This window comes from Bacillus sp. 03113, assembly GCF_006546985.1.
Taxonomy (GTDB): domain Bacteria; phylum Bacillota; class Bacilli; order Bacillales; family Cytobacillaceae; genus VATK01.
The window spans coordinates 1-16,642 of the sequence record NZ_VATK01000009.1; the positions used below are offsets into that span (position 1 = coordinate 1).

General features: G+C 36.1%; 16 protein-coding genes. 4 read left to right on the top strand and 12 right to left on the bottom strand.

Annotated elements, in window-relative coordinates; genetic code table 11:
* The first annotated feature begins 189 nt into the window (after positions 1-189).
* Entirely contained in the window at positions 190-690 is a 501-nt protein-coding gene (locus FDO66_RS09865) for a phosphatidylglycerophosphatase A family protein (RefSeq protein ID WP_141432490.1), read from the top strand.
* 364 nt (positions 691-1,054) lie between these two features.
* On the opposite strand, the gene FDO66_RS09870 is transcribed toward FDO66_RS09865, so the two are convergent.
* Complete coding sequence (locus FDO66_RS09870; protein ID WP_141432491.1) at positions 1,055-2,380, bottom strand: MFS transporter; 1,326 nt, start codon at positions 2,378-2,380, stop codon at positions 1,055-1,057.
* Between the two features lie 708 nt (positions 2,381-3,088).
* Between FDO66_RS09870 and FDO66_RS09875 the strand changes: the two genes are divergently transcribed.
* Positions 3,089-4,465 carry an FAD-binding oxidoreductase gene (locus tag FDO66_RS09875; RefSeq protein ID WP_141432657.1) on the top strand — a complete coding sequence of 459 codons (1,377 nt, stop codon included), beginning with the start codon at positions 3,089-3,091 and terminating at the stop codon, positions 4,463-4,465.
* 1 nt (position 4,466) lies between these two features.
* On the top strand, positions 4,467-5,771 hold the full coding sequence (locus FDO66_RS09880; RefSeq protein WP_141432492.1) for a (Fe-S)-binding protein: 1,305 nt from the start codon (positions 4,467-4,469) through the stop codon (positions 5,769-5,771).
* A gap of 78 nt (positions 5,772-5,849) precedes the next feature.
* On the opposite strand, the gene FDO66_RS09885 is transcribed toward FDO66_RS09880, so the two are convergent.
* The 6 genes from FDO66_RS09885 to FDO66_RS21250 form a co-directional block, all read right to left on the bottom strand.
* Positions 5,850-6,617 (bottom strand): TIGR01457 family HAD-type hydrolase, encoded by a 768-nt coding sequence (locus FDO66_RS09885; RefSeq protein WP_141432493.1) that lies wholly within the window; start codon positions 6,615-6,617, stop codon positions 5,850-5,852.
* Positions 6,618-6,796: 179 nt separating this feature from the next.
* Positions 6,797-7,414, bottom strand: a complete 618-nt coding sequence (locus tag FDO66_RS09890) for a helix-turn-helix transcriptional regulator (protein ID WP_141432494.1) — start codon at positions 7,412-7,414, stop codon at positions 6,797-6,799.
* Between the two features lie 37 nt (positions 7,415-7,451).
* Complete coding sequence (gene hepT, locus FDO66_RS09895; protein WP_141432495.1) at positions 7,452-7,889, bottom strand: type VII toxin-antitoxin system HepT family RNase toxin; 438 nt, start codon at positions 7,887-7,889, stop codon at positions 7,452-7,454.
* Positions 7,890-7,908: 19 nt separating this feature from the next.
* Positions 7,909-8,187 (bottom strand): YutD family protein, encoded by a 279-nt coding sequence (locus tag FDO66_RS09900; RefSeq protein WP_141432496.1) that lies wholly within the window; start codon positions 8,185-8,187, stop codon positions 7,909-7,911.
* Between the two features lie 92 nt (positions 8,188-8,279).
* On the bottom strand, positions 8,280-9,197 hold the full coding sequence (gene lipA / locus FDO66_RS09905) for a lipoyl synthase (RefSeq protein WP_141432658.1): 918 nt from the start codon (positions 9,195-9,197) through the stop codon (positions 8,280-8,282).
* A 413-nt stretch (positions 9,198-9,610) separates the two neighbouring features.
* The gene (locus tag FDO66_RS21250) at positions 9,611-9,745 is read right to left on the bottom strand and encodes a hypothetical protein (protein ID WP_258535688.1); all 135 of its coding nucleotides are present in this window, start codon (positions 9,743-9,745) and stop codon (positions 9,611-9,613) included.
* 167 nt (positions 9,746-9,912) lie between these two features.
* On the opposite strand from FDO66_RS21250, the gene FDO66_RS09910 reads away from it, so the two are divergent.
* Positions 9,913-10,899 carry a M23 family metallopeptidase gene (locus tag FDO66_RS09910; RefSeq protein WP_141432497.1) on the top strand — a complete coding sequence of 329 codons (987 nt, stop codon included), beginning with the start codon at positions 9,913-9,915 and terminating at the stop codon, positions 10,897-10,899.
* A gap of 109 nt (positions 10,900-11,008) precedes the next feature.
* On the opposite strand, the gene FDO66_RS09915 is transcribed toward FDO66_RS09910, so the two are convergent.
* The 5 genes from FDO66_RS09915 to sufB all read right to left on the bottom strand — a co-directional run bounded on the left by FDO66_RS09915 (position 11,009) and on the right by sufB (position 16,627).
* On the bottom strand, positions 11,009-12,103 hold the full coding sequence (locus FDO66_RS09915; RefSeq protein WP_141432498.1) for an HD-GYP domain-containing protein: 1,095 nt from the start codon (positions 12,101-12,103) through the stop codon (positions 11,009-11,011).
* A gap of 235 nt (positions 12,104-12,338) precedes the next feature.
* On the bottom strand, positions 12,339-12,641 hold the full coding sequence (locus FDO66_RS09920; protein ID WP_141432499.1) for a YunC family protein: 303 nt from the start codon (positions 12,639-12,641) through the stop codon (positions 12,339-12,341).
* A gap of 61 nt (positions 12,642-12,702) precedes the next feature.
* A complete protein-coding gene (locus FDO66_RS09925) occupies positions 12,703-14,118 on the bottom strand; it encodes a bifunctional metallophosphatase/5'-nucleotidase (protein ID WP_258535689.1) in 1,416 nt (471 codons plus the stop codon).
* The gene (locus tag FDO66_RS09930; RefSeq protein ID WP_141432500.1) at positions 14,118-14,963 is read right to left on the bottom strand and encodes a DUF72 domain-containing protein; all 846 of its coding nucleotides are present in this window, start codon (positions 14,961-14,963) and stop codon (positions 14,118-14,120) included. Before FDO66_RS09930 ends, FDO66_RS09925 begins: the two co-directional genes overlap by 1 nt.
* 266 nt (positions 14,964-15,229) lie before the next feature.
* Positions 15,230-16,627 (bottom strand): Fe-S cluster assembly protein SufB, encoded by a 1,398-nt coding sequence (sufB, locus tag FDO66_RS09935; protein ID WP_141432501.1) that lies wholly within the window; start codon positions 16,625-16,627, stop codon positions 15,230-15,232.
* Positions 16,628-16,642 lie beyond the last annotated feature (15 nt).

The following is a 16,642-nucleotide window of genomic DNA, read 5'->3' on the forward strand; positions in this document are numbered from 1 at the left end:
CTCCTGTGGGGTCTCGTCTTTCTCGCTTTTCCCGCAGGAGTCTACGTGTATTCAGGCTGCTCAGTACTTCAACCATGTTTATTATTTTATTCAAAACAACAAACTTTTAGAAAACAGCCAAAATAAATGAAGCAAATTTTTATAAGATGGGTATACATATAGAGAATATTATAGAAAAAGGTGAAGTGTATGGCAGAAGAAGAAAAAGTGGACCTTACTGAACAAACAGCACGTAGATGGCTAAAAGAAAGAGGGGTCCAAATAATTGAAATTGCAAAGCTTGTCCATCTTTTGCAAGAAAAGTATCACCCAAATTTAAATTTAAATCATTGTATAGAAAATGTAGAGCGTGTTATTTCTAAAAGAGAAGTCCAAAATGCAATTCTTACTGGGATACAGCTTGATTTAATGGCTGAAAAAGGAATGCTTGAACAGCCGCTTCAATCCATAATAGAAAAAGATGAGGGCTTATATGGAGTGGATGAAGTATTAGCCTTTTCCATTGTTAATGTATATGGTTCAATCGGATTTACAAACTACGGCTATATTGATAAGTTGAAGCCAGGAATATTAAAGGCTTTAAATGATAAGAACTCTGGAAAGTGTCATACCTTTCTTGATGATATTGTCGGAGCGATAGCGGCAGCGGCATCTAGTCGTTTAGCTCATCGAGCCAATCACGCTGAATAAGGTGAAACTACAATCAGTGGGGTTATTTTCATCCCCCATTGATTGTTAGTCACGCAGAGCCTGATTGACTTTTCTAAGGGCTGAAGCCCAAAGAAAAGTCTTATTTCACCAATCACGCTCATACATGCCACATCCTGTGGCATTCGCCTGACTAGGACTCCTTCCTTCGTCGGGCTTTTACAGGCAATTATCCCCTACCTAGGATTTTTGTTTGCACTTATAACCTTGAGGTGGTGGTCTTACTGCCTGTTAATGCCGGATAAATGAATCATACGTGCCTGGAAATCGATCAGTACTAGATCAATTTCCAGGCACTGTATTTTGCCTATATTTTTCGTGTTAGCATTCTGGATTGCTTTTCAATTTACAAAGCAACCTTATCTGATTTATCTGATGTATGTTTTTTCTCTTTCGGAATAAATAATAGCATCACAAACGCAAACATGAGCATGATACTAAGGAATATTAGACCAGAAAGTGTACTGCCAGTGGCATCTTTTAACCTTCCTACAACATATGGACCAACAAACCCTCCTAAATTTCCAATTGAGTTAATCACAGCTAGCCCCACTGCAACCATTGAAGGAGTCAAAATCATAGATGGTAAAGCCCAAAATGGACCTTTAAAGCAATACATAGAAGATAATGATATCGTGATAAAAATAATAGATAAAATTAAATTACTTGATATTCCCGCCAAGATTAATGATATCGCTGCTAAAAAAAGCGGTGCTGCGGCATGAATCATTCTTTCACCAGTACGATCAGAACGTCGTGACCAATAATTCATCGCAAGAGAAGCGGCAATATAAGGGATAATACTGATGAATCCAATTTGGGTATTAGTCAAATAACCAGAGAGTCCTTTAATAATTTGCGGCATCCAGTACCCAATCCCAAGTGTCCCAGAAATATAAACAAAATAGATTAACGAAAGATACCAAACTTTTGCATTTGCCATAGCTTTTTTATGTCCTAGGTTTGCTGAAGCACCATCTTCCTTCGCTTCTTTTTTTAATTCTTGTATTAACCAATCCTTTTCTTCATTTGTCAACCATTTCGCATCCTCTGGTCGATCTGTTAAATAGTAATAAGTAACAAATCCAAATATAACAGCAGGTAATCCTTCAATGATAAACATCCATCTCCAACCAGGAAATCCCATCCATTGAATATGATCCATTATCAAAGTAGAAAGTGGACCACCGATAATATAAGAGGCAGCAATGGCTGTCATAAACATGGCAATCGTACTCGCCAATTCCTTTACACGGAACCAAGACGTTAGATACAAAATAATTCCAGGGAAAAACCCAGCCTCCGCTACTCCAAGTAAAAATCTAATGACATAAAGATGCATAGCATTTTGCGCAAAAGCTGTTGCAATTGAAATAACTCCCCATGTTATGAGAATCCTAGTGATCCAAACCCTTGCTCCAAACCTTTGCATCAATATATTACTTGGTACCTCAAAAAGAAAATAACCAATAAAGAAAATGCCTGATACAACCCCAAATACCTCACTCGTTAAACCTAATGCTTTGTTCATATCCAATGCGGCATACCCAATATTTGCTCTATCAAGATAAGAAATGATGTACAAAAGAAAGACAAAAGGGACAATTCTTCTTGTTACTTTTCGAATCGTTCTATTTTCAACTGATCCTGTTTCGTCGAACGTTTTTTGCATGTTAATCTCCCCTTAATAGAAATAGTTTCCCTTTGACTACATTCTTTTTAAGCGCTTTCATTTTTTGGTGGATAGAATAGAAATAACCTCTTGTCGGTCTAATGGATCATTATTTAAAATAAAAGGACAAGTACACTGGCGACAACTGTTTTATAACAAAATAAATCCCCATACTAGATATAAACTCTAGTATTATTTCAAGGGTTTAAAAAAATACTTATTTCATTACAAAAGAACTAAAACAGTCATATTTTACATAGATATTTACTATGATAATAATAGAAATATAATCCAATAGAACTATTTTAAAAATTTATCCGTTCATTTTTCTATTATTTTGATAATATTAAGTTACCCCATGCATTTAACAAAAACTATTATATAACAAGCTTGAATATATTTCTATTTTCACCTATTTTTTACATTGATTATTTTCATACTGGTCCATTTTACCGATGCTAATTACTTTTTTTCCTACTTATAACGCTTTCTATTAAATAAGTCTTCTATGATAACGTGTACTTGACATAAAAATAAGTAAGTTGCCTAATATATGTAATCGAATCATTTAAAAAGGAAAAAAACAATGTAAGCGATTTCATACACTTTTGTTAATAGCTTAATTTAGAATGTGTATCACTATGAAACTCAATAATTTGAGAAGGTGAGAATAAAGTGAAGGTATTAACTCCAAGACATGTTGAAAAAATGAAACAAATTGTCAAACACGGAAAAGTACTTACTGATATAAGTGACCGATTTAGTTATTCCTTCGATGCTTCCTTTGGGACCTTTTTGCCCGATGCCGTTATTCAAACAAAAAAGATTGAAGAGCTTGCTGAGCTAGTAAAGCTTGCCAATGAGGAAAAAATCCCTGTCTATCCTCGCGGCCAATCAACGAGCTTAAGTGGAGGACCGTTGCCAGTTAACGGAGGAATGGTATTTGATTTGTCGGTTTTAGACGATGTACTAGAAATTCATGAAGAAGACCTGGTTGCTGTTGTTTCCCCTGGTGTCCTTACTGGAGATATACATAAAGCAGCGGAACAAAAAGGCCTCATGTATCCACCTGATCCAAGCAGCTCTCACGTATCAACCATTGGTGGGAATTTGGCAGAAAACTCTGGTGGACCTAGGGGATTAAAATATGGCGTAACGAAGGATTATGTTATCGGCTTAGAAGTTATCACACCAGAGGGGGAAATTATTCAAACTGGCGGAAGAACGGTTAAAAATGTAACGGGTTATGACCTAACCAAGCTGATTGTTGGATCAGAAGGCACACTTGGAATTATTACAAAAGCAATTCTACGACTCATCCCAAAACCACCAGCCTCTGAAACCATTATGGCTGTTTTTGACAGTCTAGTTGATGCTGGAAGTGCCATTTCCAATATTTTATCCTCTGGTATTTTACCAGCAAAAATGGAATTAATGGACCGAGCTTCAATTGTCGCCGTTGAGAATTACGAGCCATTAGGCTTACCAACCCACGCAGAAGCCATTATACTGATTGAACTTGATGGCCATCCTTTAGCTTTAAAGGATGAATTAAAGCTAGTAGAAAAATTATGTCAATCTGTTGGTGCAACAGAAGTCCGCATCCCTCAAAATGCATTCGAAAAAGCTGAGATTTGGAAAGCTAGAAAATTAGTTTCTCCAGCTATTGTAAGGATTAAACCTACAAAAATATCAGAAGACGCCACTGTACCGAGAAGTAAGATTCCGCAAATGTGTGCAAGGCTGCAGAATATTCGCGATAAATATCACATTCATCTTGTCGTATTTGGACATGCTGGGGATGGTAATCTTCATCCAAACATAATTTGTGACAAAAATGATAGCGAAGAAATGCAACGAGTCGAACAAGCTGTTGCTGAAATTTTCACTACAGCTATAGAGCTAGGAGGAACTCTTTCAGGAGAGCACGGTATTGGGACAATGAAATCGTCCTTTATGGAAATGGAACTAGGAACAGTTGGATTGGAAATGATGAAGCGAATTAAGGAAGCATGGGATCCAAATAACATCATGAATCCTGGGAAGATCTTTCCTGAGCCAGGATATAAATTGGAGTTGAATTAAGATGAAACCCTCTCTAAATGATCTTAAGACGGAATTCCAATACGATAAAACAATGAAATGTGTACAATGCGGCTATTGTTTACCAGTCTGCCCTACGTACGTGACCATGCGTAGAGAGACACATTCTCCTAGAGGTCGAATTAATCTTATCAAAATGGTTGGAGAAGGTAAAATAACCGACTTATCCATACTTGAAGAACCATTAGATTTATGTTTAGGATGCCGAGCTTGTGAAACAGCTTGTCCTACAGGAGTTGAATATGGCTCAATTTTAGAATCAGCCAGAGCTGCCCTTGTAAAACGAAAAAAATTTTCTAAGCCCATTCGCTTATTACGTAATACAATGTTTAAATCAGTCTTCCCAAATAGAAGAATAATGAAGTTTACGGGTAATATGTTTTGGTTCTATGAAAAAAGTGGATTGCAAAATGCCGTTCATTCTACAGGCATCATGAAAAAATTGCCTTATCATCTAGGAGATTTTGAATCCATAGTCCCTCCTGCAGTCTCACCTAAGGTACGTAACCAATCGAATATGAAAGTACAAGCAGAAGGAGAATTAAAGTATTCGATTGTTTTTTTTACTGGCTGTATTATGGATGCTATGTTTCAACGGATTAATCAATTATCGATTCAACTTCTTGCAAAAGCAGGCTGTCAAGTCATAGTCATTCCAAATCAAACATGCTGTGGTGCCCTACATGCACACTCTGGAGAGTTAGATGAAGCAAAACAACTTGCGAAGAGAAATATTGCTGCATTCGAACAAGTAAAAGCGGATTTCATAGTTAATAATGCTGGAGGATGCGGTGCCATGCTAAATGAGTATCATCATCTACTGAAAGATGATAAAGAGTGGGCTGACAGAGCTAAACAATTTACTTCAAAGTCAAAGGACATAAGTCAAGTACTTGTCTTATGTGGAGGCATACCTAATCTTCTTTCTCCTACAGAAGAAAAAGTGACTTATCAGCCATCATGCCATATGACAAATGTGCAAAAAGTGACAAATGAGCCGCTTATGTTATTAAAAAGTGTTATTGGAATTAACTTAGTCGAGATGAAGCAAGCAAATATGTGCTGTGGCTCAGCAGGTATCTATAACGTGGTTCACTATGATGAATCTATGGAGATTCTAGATGAGAAAATGAAGCATACAAAAGAAACAGGAGCTACTGTGATTATTACAACCAACCCTGGATGCCTTTTACAAATGAAATTAGGAATTCAACGTGAGGATCTTCCAAAACCAACGCGTGCTTTACACTTAATAGAATACTTAGCTGAAGCTGCAGAAATTTTATAATGAATCTTTAGAGGGTGTTTTTTGCACCCTCTGCCATAGGTTAAGCATACAATCAAGATATGTAGGGCAGCTCTTAGATTAATAAAATCCCCATTCATTCAAGCTATCAACAACATAGGTTGGTTTTTCTTCGTAACCGGCTAAAAGCTGCTTTGTTGTTACACCAGTATGAACGAGCAGCGTATCCAATCCAGCATTCATGCCGGCTAAAATATCCGTATCATAATTGTCACCAACCATAAGGGTTTCTCCTTTTTTCGTCCCAAGTACCTTTAAAGCTTGTTCCATAATAATCGATTCAGGTTTGCCAATAAAAATCGGATTTGTTTTTGTTGATACAGAGATTACAGATGTTAAAGCGCCATTACCAGGAAGTAGACCACGTTCGGTCGGAATCGCAATATCTCCATTGGTGGAAATAAAGGTTGCTCCATTTCGTACTGCTAGACAGGCAGTGGCTAATTTTTCATAGGTAATTTCTCGATCAATACCAACAACCACAAAATCTACATTCTCCTCTTGGATCCTAAACCCTTTTTCTTCTATGGCCGTTTTAATTCCTTCTTCCCCGATAACATAAACGGAAGCATTATTTTTTTGATCATATATGTAGTTTGCAGTTGCTTGACTTGTCGTAAAAACCTGGGCTTCTTCTGCTGGAATGCGAAAATTTCGAAGTTTCTCCGCTACTTGTGCTGGAGTTCTTGATGAATTATTGGTCACAAATAAATAAGGAATATCCTCGTTCTGCAGCGTTCTAACAAAATCCACCGCTTCTTCAATGAGTTCAGTACCTCTATACATTGTTCCATCCAAATCAATTAAATATCCTTTATATTTTCTCATCAGCCATCTCTCCTATTACTAATTGTTTGTGTAAAATTTCACATAAAAAGCACAAACGCCTTGATTAACCGTGACTTGTATAAAACGAATACGCAGGAAATTCGGATTGTTTTGCGTAATTGCTTTATACAATCGGCTAGGCGCTGCAGCAGCTTTTGTACTCCACCACAAAAATTCACTTACTTAAAAACATAATGACAACTGACATCACCTGAAGCCATACATGCTTTTCGTTTAATAACAGGGACATTAAGCAATGTATGAAAAAAATTCTTTTCAGCTTCACAAAATTGGGGATGCTCCTTCGCTAATTCAATAAGAGGACAATTAAATTCTTGAAAGTGATATTCACCATTCACTTTCGTTATCTCTGGCATAAAGCCTTCTTTATCTTGAATGTTTTTAAGATGCACTAGTCTTTCAATTAAAGACATTACTTCTGGCATTTCATAAAGATCAAGCTTTTTTTTATTTCTTTTATCTAATATATCTTCAATAATATTTGTTTGCCCAATTTCTTTTAATTCTTTAAAAATAGAAAGGCTAAGCTCTTTATACTTTTTCGGGAAAATATCTTCACCACGCTCTGATAGCTGATAGACCTTCGAAGGTCGGCCCATTGTTTGGCGTTGGATAGCTGATTGTATAAGCTTTTCATGTTCAAGCGAATGAATATGTCTTCGTATAGCCATTTTTGTAATACTTAATTGATCTGACAATTCGTTAACAGAAAGTCTTCCATATCGTTTCAATAACTTTAATATTTGATCTTTCGTAGATTTATCCTCAATTTGCATCGCCTCACCATCCTGCTTTCATTCTACTTAAATTCCCCTATTTTTTAAAAGCCGAAACTGGACCTAGTTCGTCCTGTAAATAATGGTTTATTTTTAAGGAGAATTGTTTCAGAAACGGCAATTGCCTTGTAAATTCCTTAATCAAATGATCATGTGGTATATTTAAATAGGATTGAACAAGCACTTTACGGAACTGAATGATCTGTTTTAAAGCTTCACTCATGCTATGTTCAATTACTTTTTCATCCTCTAAAATAACCACAATATCTTCGTAGCTTCCAGGGTCTCGCATAATAAACCCATCAATCATTGAATTGCCAACATCAATAATAGCCTCAATAATCGTTTGCGTAATTCGTTGAAGTGCTGCTTGCTTAATCGGCGTCTCCCATTCCTCCGTTTTTTCAAAAAGAGCAATTTGATTTTCCAAAAACAAAAGGATTTCATTTATTTTATCACGATCAACAAAATACATTACACTCTTCCCCCATTTCCTATTTACCGTTTACTTTTTTTACGACAAAATAGGCACAGCCAAAATTGCAATATTCATATAAGTATTCTGTTAACGTACTAATTTTTGTATCAAAGGTAGATTTTTGATTTTGATCATCAAAAAAACCTCTTAAACGAAGTTGACCGTAACCCCAGTCTCCTACTATATAATCATACTTGGTTAATATATCTGTAAATCTGCCCCGAAAAGCTTCTTCATTAAAGCCGTCTCTTCTTTCTTCTACAAGCTCATAACATATGTTATTGATGTAAACCAACCATTTTCACCTCGAATTCACATTGAATTGAACAACCAAAAAAGCTAACCCAAAACAAAGTGAGGAGCACCCTTTAGGTCAGCTTTAACATATTATGCTTGTTGTACGTGCTGATCACTCATTAATTGTTTATTTTTTGCAGCTGCATTTACTTGCTCGTCTGCATGATAAGAAGAACGGACAAGCGGTCCTGATTCACAATGACTAAAGCCTTTTTGTAAAGCAATTTCCTTTAATTCCTGAAATTCATCAGGATGATAATATTTTATAACCTTCAAATGCGATTTTGTAGGTTGCAGATACTGACCAATTGTCATAATATCCACATGATTTGCCCTTAAGTCATCCATTGTTTGTAAAATTTCTTCTTTTGTTTCACCTAGTCCAACCATTAAGCTCGATTTAGTTGGAATGGTTGGCTGCATTTCCTTTGCTCTTCGTAAAAATTCCAGTGAACGATGGTATTTTGCTCGAGCACGAACTCTTGGTGAAAGTCTTTCAACTGTTTCAATGTTGTGATTTAAAATATCCGGACGAACTTCCATTAATGTCTGTAGATTTTCATAAATTCCGCCCATATCAGAAGGCAGTACTTCGATGCTCGTAAACGGACTCTTTCTTCGAATGGCTCTTACCGTTTCAGCAAAAACAGCTGCCCCTCCATCTTTTAGGTCGTCTCTTGCAACTGCTGTAACAACAACATGCTTTAAGTTCATTGCCACAACTGAATCGGCTACTCTTTCTGGTTCTTTCCAATCAAGCTCATTTGGCAAACCAGTCTTTACAGCACAGAACCGACACGCTCTCGTGCAAACGTCCCCTAAAATCATAAAGGTAGCTGTTCGTCTAACAGCCCAACATTCATGAATGTTCGGGCACCTTGCCTCTTCACAAACGGTGTGCAGGTTTTTTTCCCTCATCATTTTTTTTAATCCAGTATAATTTTCATTCGTATTCAATTTTATCTTTAACCATTCAGGTTTACGCAAATAATCATTTTTATTTTCCATCATTAACGTCCCTTCTCGTTAAACATGATAGAACTACAGGTTATAAGAAAAGCACAAGCGCCTTGATCAGCCCTGAAGAAAAATGTTCTCATGACTCAAAAAGTGTTTTTTACTTTTAGAGGCATGAGGTTATTTTTCACAAGGGCTAGGCGCTGGAGCTAGACAATAAGAAAAGCGCTAACGCCTTGTTCAACCTTAAAGAAAATGTTCATTTAGCTCTTAAATACTTTTTGCTTTTAGAGCTAAATGATTATTTTTCACAAGGGGTAGGCGCTGTATCTAGACACCCGTCTACCTTCAATAACAAAAATATTCATATGTAGTCACTTTATCACAATGAATAAATCACTACAAGCTGTACATTTTGAGTTTACCATTAATTGCACATAATGAATATTTTCTTATCTCACAAACTAAAGATAAAGTGAAACTTCAATCAGTGGGGGGTTCCGACGTACATGAAGTACTAGTACAGACAATGAGACAGGACGTCGTGCTTTTGCCTGCTTTATTCCCCACTGATTGTTAGTTGAATCAATCACGCTCATAGCTACCACATCCTGTAGCATTCGCCTGACTAGGACCTCCTGTCCGTCGTCGGGCTTTTACGGTCAGTTATCCCCTACCTAGGATTTCTCTTATACACTCATAACCTTAAGGTGGAGGTTTTACTGACCGTTAATGCGGGATAAACATTTTACAATGGAGGATTCACATGCGCTTTCTAATTATTTTTCCAATTCTTTTATTACTAGGTACAAATCCTAACTTTCATGTTAAGGCTGCTACTTTAAATAGTGACATTTATACACAACGAATGGCGCTGTACAAAAAAGTTGAAACAGTTACAAGGATCCCATGGTACTATTTAGCTGCTGTCGATCAATATGAACGCAATGTCCGTCAGGCACGAACTGATCTACCAGATGCAGAAGGATTAATTGGAATTTATTTTCGTCCTGAAGAATGGACAGGAATTACAAACCCTAACCTTACAGATGAAAATCCAACCTCCATTCAATTTTTTGATGGAATTGGGTTTGACGGGAACGGAGATCACAAATCCAGTCTAAAAAATGATGAAGACGTCTTGCATGCTTTCGCTAATATTCTTCTTCAATACGGAACTGATCATGAAAATCTTAAAATTGGGTTGTGGAATTATTATCATAGAGACAAAACCGTTGGCATTATTATAGGGAAAGCTATGATTTACAAACATTTTGGAAGAATAAATTTAGAAAATCATGCTTTTCCTTTGCCAATAAGGAGTGAATACAGCTATCGAAATACATGGGGAGATGCTAGAGGATGGGGCGGAAGAAGAATGCATGAAGGGACAGATATTTTTGCTGATTATGGTGTGCCAGTTCGTGCAACTTCGTACGGAATTATTGAAATGAAAGGGTGGAATAAATATGGAGGCTGGAGAATCGGAATTCGTGATATCAACAACAATTATCATTATTTTGCCCATCTCAGTGGTTTTGCCAAGGATTTAAAAATCAATCAAATCGTTGAGCCAGGCAAGATCATTGGAGGTGTGGGAAGCTCAGGATATGGTCCTCCAGGAACATCAGGAAAATTCCCACCTCATTTACATTATGGAATGTATAAGGATAATGGTTATACAGAATGGTCCTATGATCCATATCCACACTTAAAATTATGGGAAAGGCTAGATAGGCAACAAAAACGCTAGATATTTTTTCAGCCGCGACAGATACGAATATATATATAATATGCTCATCCTCACGTTTTGAGGATTGTAATAAATCTGCGCGGCTTAGCTTTATCCGATGGGGTTTAGTTTAACCTTTATTATAAGTTGCATCACAATTTGTTATGACAACAGAAAGCTCTGACATAAGGTCAAGTTCATAGGCATCTATAGGAACACCATCATGTTCTAATATTTTTACAACAGGACGATCGCTTAAACCTTTATTTTGTTTAGAAACGACCCCTTTTTTCTTATTACTCAATTCAACTGTTAGTCCTACTGGATAGATCGTTACTGACCTTCTGAAGGCTTCAATAATCTCTCTTTCAAATAACGTACCTGCCCCTGAATATAAAAAGTCGAGCCCTTCATGCGGCAGCATAGCTTTACGATATACTCTATGAGAAGTAATGGCATCAAATACATCTGACACAGCGATAATTTTTGCAAATAAATGTATTTCATCCCCTTTTATTCCTCGTGGGTAGCCTGATCCATTCAGTCTTTCATGATGTTGATACGCACAATGAGCAACTAGTAAAGAAAGGGTTGATACATTTTTCAACAATTGAAATCCAACCTCTGGATGCCTTTTCACTTCTTCAAATTCTTTTTTAGTTAATTGACCTGGTTTTAGTAAAATTTCTTTTGGAGTTGTCATTTTTCCTACATCGTGCAGGATTGCTCCAATACCAAGTATTTCAAGATCCTTTGGAGGAAGTTTCAACTCCATTCCAATCGCTAACGAATAAAGGGCTACATTAAGAGAATGAGAAAAAACATATTGATCTCGTATATACACATCTGATAATAATCCAATTAAACCCTTATGATTTTTGACTTCAGTTATTAGCTGACGGGTTAGTTTAGAAAATGATTGTGATGTTTTTTCAAAAATAAAAGAGTTCGTAGCTTTCATATCTTTTTGAACTTCATTAAACGTATTCTCAATAGAATGAATTGCTTCTCTTTTTACCTTAGATGATATTGTATCAACATAATGAATATCTTTTGTTCGTTCATCGTGAACATAAAGATACATAATTCCTAGATCATAAATGCGCTTTAACACTTTTTTGTTGAGTACAACACCTTCATTAACTAAAATTTTGCCCTTTTCATTGTATATGGCTTTTGCTAGCTTAACACCAGCTTCTATTGATCTAGTGGCTACTAATCTCATGTGGTACTCCTATCAATCTGATCTCATACGTTTATTCCTAATGAAAGGCATTAGGATGAATGAACTATTTCATCATCACTCACATAATTACTTTTATCCTACTTCTATTAAAGTACTTCTTTATCTGTCCTTTTTCAATATACTTTAGTCCTTTTTTTAAAAAATTCTGTAAAAGGAATTCTATTTTATTTTTGTAAACAACAAAATAGGATGTAAGATTCTTTTCTTACATCCCTTAGACCATCTTCAATAGGGCTTCCTTTCCTATCATCCCTTTATATATTCCATATTTTTCAGCTTCATACGTAACCGATTCTAGTGGGGCATTCAGAAGCTGTTCAATGGTTTTTACTCCAACAGCTCTACCTGCAATAATTTTGCGTTCCTTGAGCTTTTCATTTAATAAACTAACATCTAAAGCACCACACATAATATATCCTTTATCATTTGACACAATTAGTAAATGAGTTTTTGGTAATTGAACTGATATACTTAAAAAGGTAATCCCATTAATGTCGATTGGAGACAAATTCATCATACATACACACCTTCCTTCCCACTAACAAACTATGTTAACGGTTGAAAAAAAGTGTATAAATCTAGCTTTTCACGATCTTTTTTAACGTTATTTCAAGCAAATAGCGCATAAACTCAGGTAAAAAATATTCTTTGTGCTCTGCACGATAAATAGCAGGGAAGTATCTTCCAAAGGAAAACATGTCTGGTATCGCTACTCTATAAATTTGTTTCGATAATAGTTCATTACCGCGGATCGAAAATACTGGTCGTACCTCATCCATATTGACTTCTATTCCTTCATAAACCATTTTTCCCATAATCGTTCCTCTAAATCCTAGTCCTTTAACTTGTAAATGAGCCCATTTTTCATCACATGTATCGTTTAATACTTCTTTTAGCTCAGCACCAGATAACGCTACTACACATGGATTAATTGGATGGGGACAAATCTTTAATAAATCATAATGGCTCACTGATCCCGCTTCCAAAGAATTTAAGATGAGCCCTTCATTTAGAAAACCACAATCGGCTTTGCACCAATCAACCATCGCTGTACATAGTAGTTGTGCTAGACTTTCAATTGAATACCTTTCAGTTAAACGAACAACTTCATTTGATAAAAGCTCTTTCCCTTTATGATATAAGTTTTCTATGGTTTGATTTTCATCGTTTGCGATCGGTAAATGATTTGTATCATATAGCAGTGCTCTTTGGGAGGTAATCTTTTTTTGCGTTGAATCTACTTCAAGCGTAACATGACCTGTGTAATATCCATACTTCCCTGCAGCTGCTAAAAGAGTATGATTAACTAGCTTCCCTTCATGTAGAATATGATGGGTATGCGCACCTAAAATAACATCAATATCTGGAAATTTTTCTGCAATCATTTCATCATCATGGATACCTAAATGAGATAGCAAAACAATGATATCCGCTTCATTTTTCAACAACTTTAATTGAGCATTTAATTCTTCAAAAGGATCTGTAAGCTTCCATCCTAATAAATCATAGAGCTGTGAATAAAATACTGTAAGTCCAATAACAGCTATTTTTAATCCGCTATTTGTCTGATAGATTTGGTATGGTTTAGCCCATTCAGGACGACTATTATCTTTTCTATACAAATTTGCTACAATCACATCAAATTTTGCTTGTTTATATAAAACATCTAAACTTGTATACGAAAGGGTAATCCCTTCATTATTCCCAATCGTCGCAGCTGTATAATGCGCCTCATTTAATAATTCGGTATTATTTTTTCCCTGAGTTGCTTCTGTGTATGGATGCCATAAATCCATATGATCGCCTATATCAAAAATAAAAACTGAATCCCCTGCTTCTTCATGCCATTTTTTTCGTTTTGTTAATAATTCATTAATTCTTGGCCAATTTTCAAAATGGCTATGTAAATCATTTGTATGATAAATATGGATGGTTTCCATTCCTTCGCCTTCCTTTAATCCAATCGCACTTGTTATGTCATCAATAAAATTCATTAAAATAAGTCAAGTTGTCTTGGTGCTAAATCTTTATATGTTAATTGAAGGATCTTAATCATGTCTTTCGCATTATCTGCCGCATCTCCGCCTGAATTATTGTTGAAAAGAACATACACATTTTCACAATTTTGATGCAGCTCTTTTAATGATTTAGCCCATTCTTTTAGTTCAGCTTGATTGTAATGATATAAATAGCGAACTTCTCGCCAGTCTTTGTTGTTTCGCCTCTGCCAGCCGTGAACATTTCTTCCATGGAAACGGACGAGGACTTTATCTTTATTCGTGGTTCTTAACACAATGGGAATAGATCCTTCGCCAGCTTGGGGTTCATCACAAATGCTATGTATCCAATTCTCATCCTTCATAAATTGAATCGTTTTTTCTATCATATTCGGCTTAAACCATGATTGATGTCTAAATTCAAGCGCACATGGAAGATCACCCATTTGTTCTTTACACCATCTTAAATAATTCACATTGTCTTTTTGACAATCAAACCAAGGTGGAAATTGAAATAAAACCATGGCTAATTTATTTTTATTAATATAAGGGATTAAAGATTCTTTAAAAGCAATAAACATTTCTCTTTTATCCTTAAAAGGGATTTCTCCTCTTTCATGCCCCGTCATGCCTTGATAGGCTTTCACAATAAATTGAAAGGTGTCTGGTGTCTCCTCTACCCATCTTAAAGAATGGCGAATAGGTTGAATCGCATAAAAAGAAGCATCCACTTCAACAGTTGGAAAAAATCCTGCATACGCGTTTAATTTTCCTCTAGGTGTCACATCCGATCCATACAACCGATCATGATCCCCCCACCCAGTAAGACCAATCAAAATCATAAAAAACACCTCTTAAAACATCATAGCACATCTAAATCAAGGATTCCCTCATATAAAAACGATTTTTGGCTCATTTAGCCATAATTTCATAAAAGGCTTGAGGAAAGCTAGCTTGCCCCAGCCTTTTATGAAATTATGGCTGCCTTGAAGCGCGCTTCAAGGTATGTGAAACATAGTTTCACACAAATGAGCCAAAAATCAACTTAGTTTATAAACTTAATCTACAAAAAAACCGCTACCTAATCGGTAACGGTTTTTGATTACTATTATCCAATAGAACCTTCCATCTCAAATTTGATAAGACGATTCATTTCAACAGCGTATTCCATCGGAAGCTCTTTCGTAAATGGTTCAATAAAGCCCATAACAATCATTTCTGTAGCTTCTTGCTCTGAAACTCCACGGCTCATCAAGTAGAATAATTGCTCTTCTGAAACCTTTGAAACCTTTGCTTCATGCTCTAATGAAATGTTATCATTATAAATTTCATTATACGGAATCGTATCAGAAGTAGATTGATTATCCATAATTAATGTATCACACTCAATATTTGCACGTGCGCCTTCAGCTTTACGTCCAAATTGCACAATTCCACGATAGGTTACTTTTCCGCCATGCTTCGCAATCGATTTTGAAACAATGGTAGAGGATGTGTTAGGAGCTAAATGAATCATTTTTGCACCTGCATCCTGATGCTGACCTTTTCCGGCAATCGCAATAGATAAAGTCATCCCGCGTGCACCTTCACCTTTTAAAATAACCGCTGGATATTTCATTGTTAATTTGGATCCAATGTTGCCATCAATCCATTCCATTGTCGCATTCTCTTCACAGACAGCACGCTTCGTAACAAGATTATATACATTATTCGCCCAGTTTTGAATGGTCGTATAACGGCAATAAGCACCTTTTTTAATAATAATTTCTACAACCGCACTATGAAGGGAATTCGTTGTATAAACAGGCGCTGTACATCCTTCTACATAATGAACACTTGCGTCTTCATCAACAATGATAAGAGTACGCTCAAACTGTCCCATATTTTCTGAATTGATTCGGAAATATGCCTGTAACGGTGTATCTACTTTAACACCTTTCGGAACGTATATAAAAGAACCACCTGACCATACAGCAGAGTTAAGTGCTGAAAATTTATTATCTGTTGGCGGAATTACTTTCGCCCAATGCTCTCGGAAAATGTCTTCATTTTCTTTAAGAGCTGAATCTGTATCTTTAAATACGATTCCCAGCGCTTCAAGGTCTTCCTTCATATTATGATAAACAACCTCAGATTCATATTGAGCAGATACCCCTGCTAAATATTTTTGCTCGGCTTCCGGTATGCCAAGTTTATCAAAGGTTTGTTTAATTTCTTCAGGCACTTCATCCCAAGATTTCTCTGATTTTTCGGATGGTTTTACATAATACGTAATTTCATCAAAGTTAAGTGATGCTAAGTCTCCACCCCATTGTGGCATGGGAATATTGTAGAAATGCTCTAAGGATTTTAAGCGAAAGTCGAGCATCCATTGAGGCTCGTCTTTCATTTTAGAAATTTCTTCAACGATTTCTTTTGTTAACCCACGCTTTGAGCGGAAAATAGAAACGTCTTTATCGGCAAAACCATACTTATAATCCCCTATTTCAGGCATTTTTTTTGCCATCGTCATCTTCCTCCA

What these genes read in the sequence shown, in the direction of transcription:
- FDO66_RS09865 (WP_141432490.1), top strand. Translation starts at nt 190, where the DNA reads ATGGCAGAAGAAGAAAAAGTGGACCTTACTGAACAAACAGCACGTAGA.
- FDO66_RS09870 (WP_141432491.1), bottom strand. Translation starts at nt 2,380, where the DNA reads ATGCAAAAAACGTTCGACGAAACAGGATCAGTTGAAAATAGAACGATT.
- FDO66_RS09875 (WP_141432657.1), top strand. Translation starts at nt 3,089, where the DNA reads ATGAAACAAATTGTCAAACACGGAAAAGTACTTACTGATATAAGTGAC.
- FDO66_RS09880 (WP_141432492.1), top strand. Translation starts at nt 4,467, where the DNA reads ATGAAACCCTCTCTAAATGATCTTAAGACGGAATTCCAATACGATAAA.
- FDO66_RS09885 (WP_141432493.1), bottom strand. Translation starts at nt 6,617, where the DNA reads ATGAGAAAATATAAAGGATATTTAATTGATTTGGATGGAACAATGTAT.
- FDO66_RS09890 (WP_141432494.1), bottom strand. Translation starts at nt 7,414, where the DNA reads ATGCAAATTGAGGATAAATCTACGAAAGATCAAATATTAAAGTTATTG.
- hepT (WP_141432495.1), bottom strand. Translation starts at nt 7,889, where the DNA reads ATGTATTTTGTTGATCGTGATAAAATAAATGAAATCCTTTTGTTTTTG.
- lipA (WP_141432658.1), bottom strand. Translation starts at nt 9,197, where the DNA reads ATGGAAAATAAAAATGATTATTTGCGTAAACCTGAATGGTTAAAGATA.
- FDO66_RS21250 (WP_258535688.1), bottom strand. Translation starts at nt 9,745, where the DNA reads ATGAGCGTGATTGATTCAACTAACAATCAGTGGGGAATAAAGCAGGCA.
- FDO66_RS09910 (WP_141432497.1), top strand. Translation starts at nt 9,913, where the DNA reads ATGCGCTTTCTAATTATTTTTCCAATTCTTTTATTACTAGGTACAAAT.
- FDO66_RS09915 (WP_141432498.1), bottom strand. Translation starts at nt 12,103, where the DNA reads ATGAGATTAGTAGCCACTAGATCAATAGAAGCTGGTGTTAAGCTAGCA.
- FDO66_RS09920 (WP_141432499.1), bottom strand. Translation starts at nt 12,641, where the DNA reads ATGATGAATTTGTCTCCAATCGACATTAATGGGATTACCTTTTTAAGT.
- FDO66_RS09925 (WP_258535689.1), bottom strand. Translation starts at nt 14,118, where the DNA reads ATGAATTTTATTGATGACATAACAAGTGCGATTGGATTAAAGGAAGGC.
- FDO66_RS09930 (WP_141432500.1), bottom strand. Translation starts at nt 14,963, where the DNA reads ATGATTTTGATTGGTCTTACTGGGTGGGGGGATCATGATCGGTTGTAT.
- sufB (WP_141432501.1), bottom strand. Translation starts at nt 16,627, where the DNA reads ATGGCAAAAAAAATGCCTGAAATAGGGGATTATAAGTATGGTTTTGCC.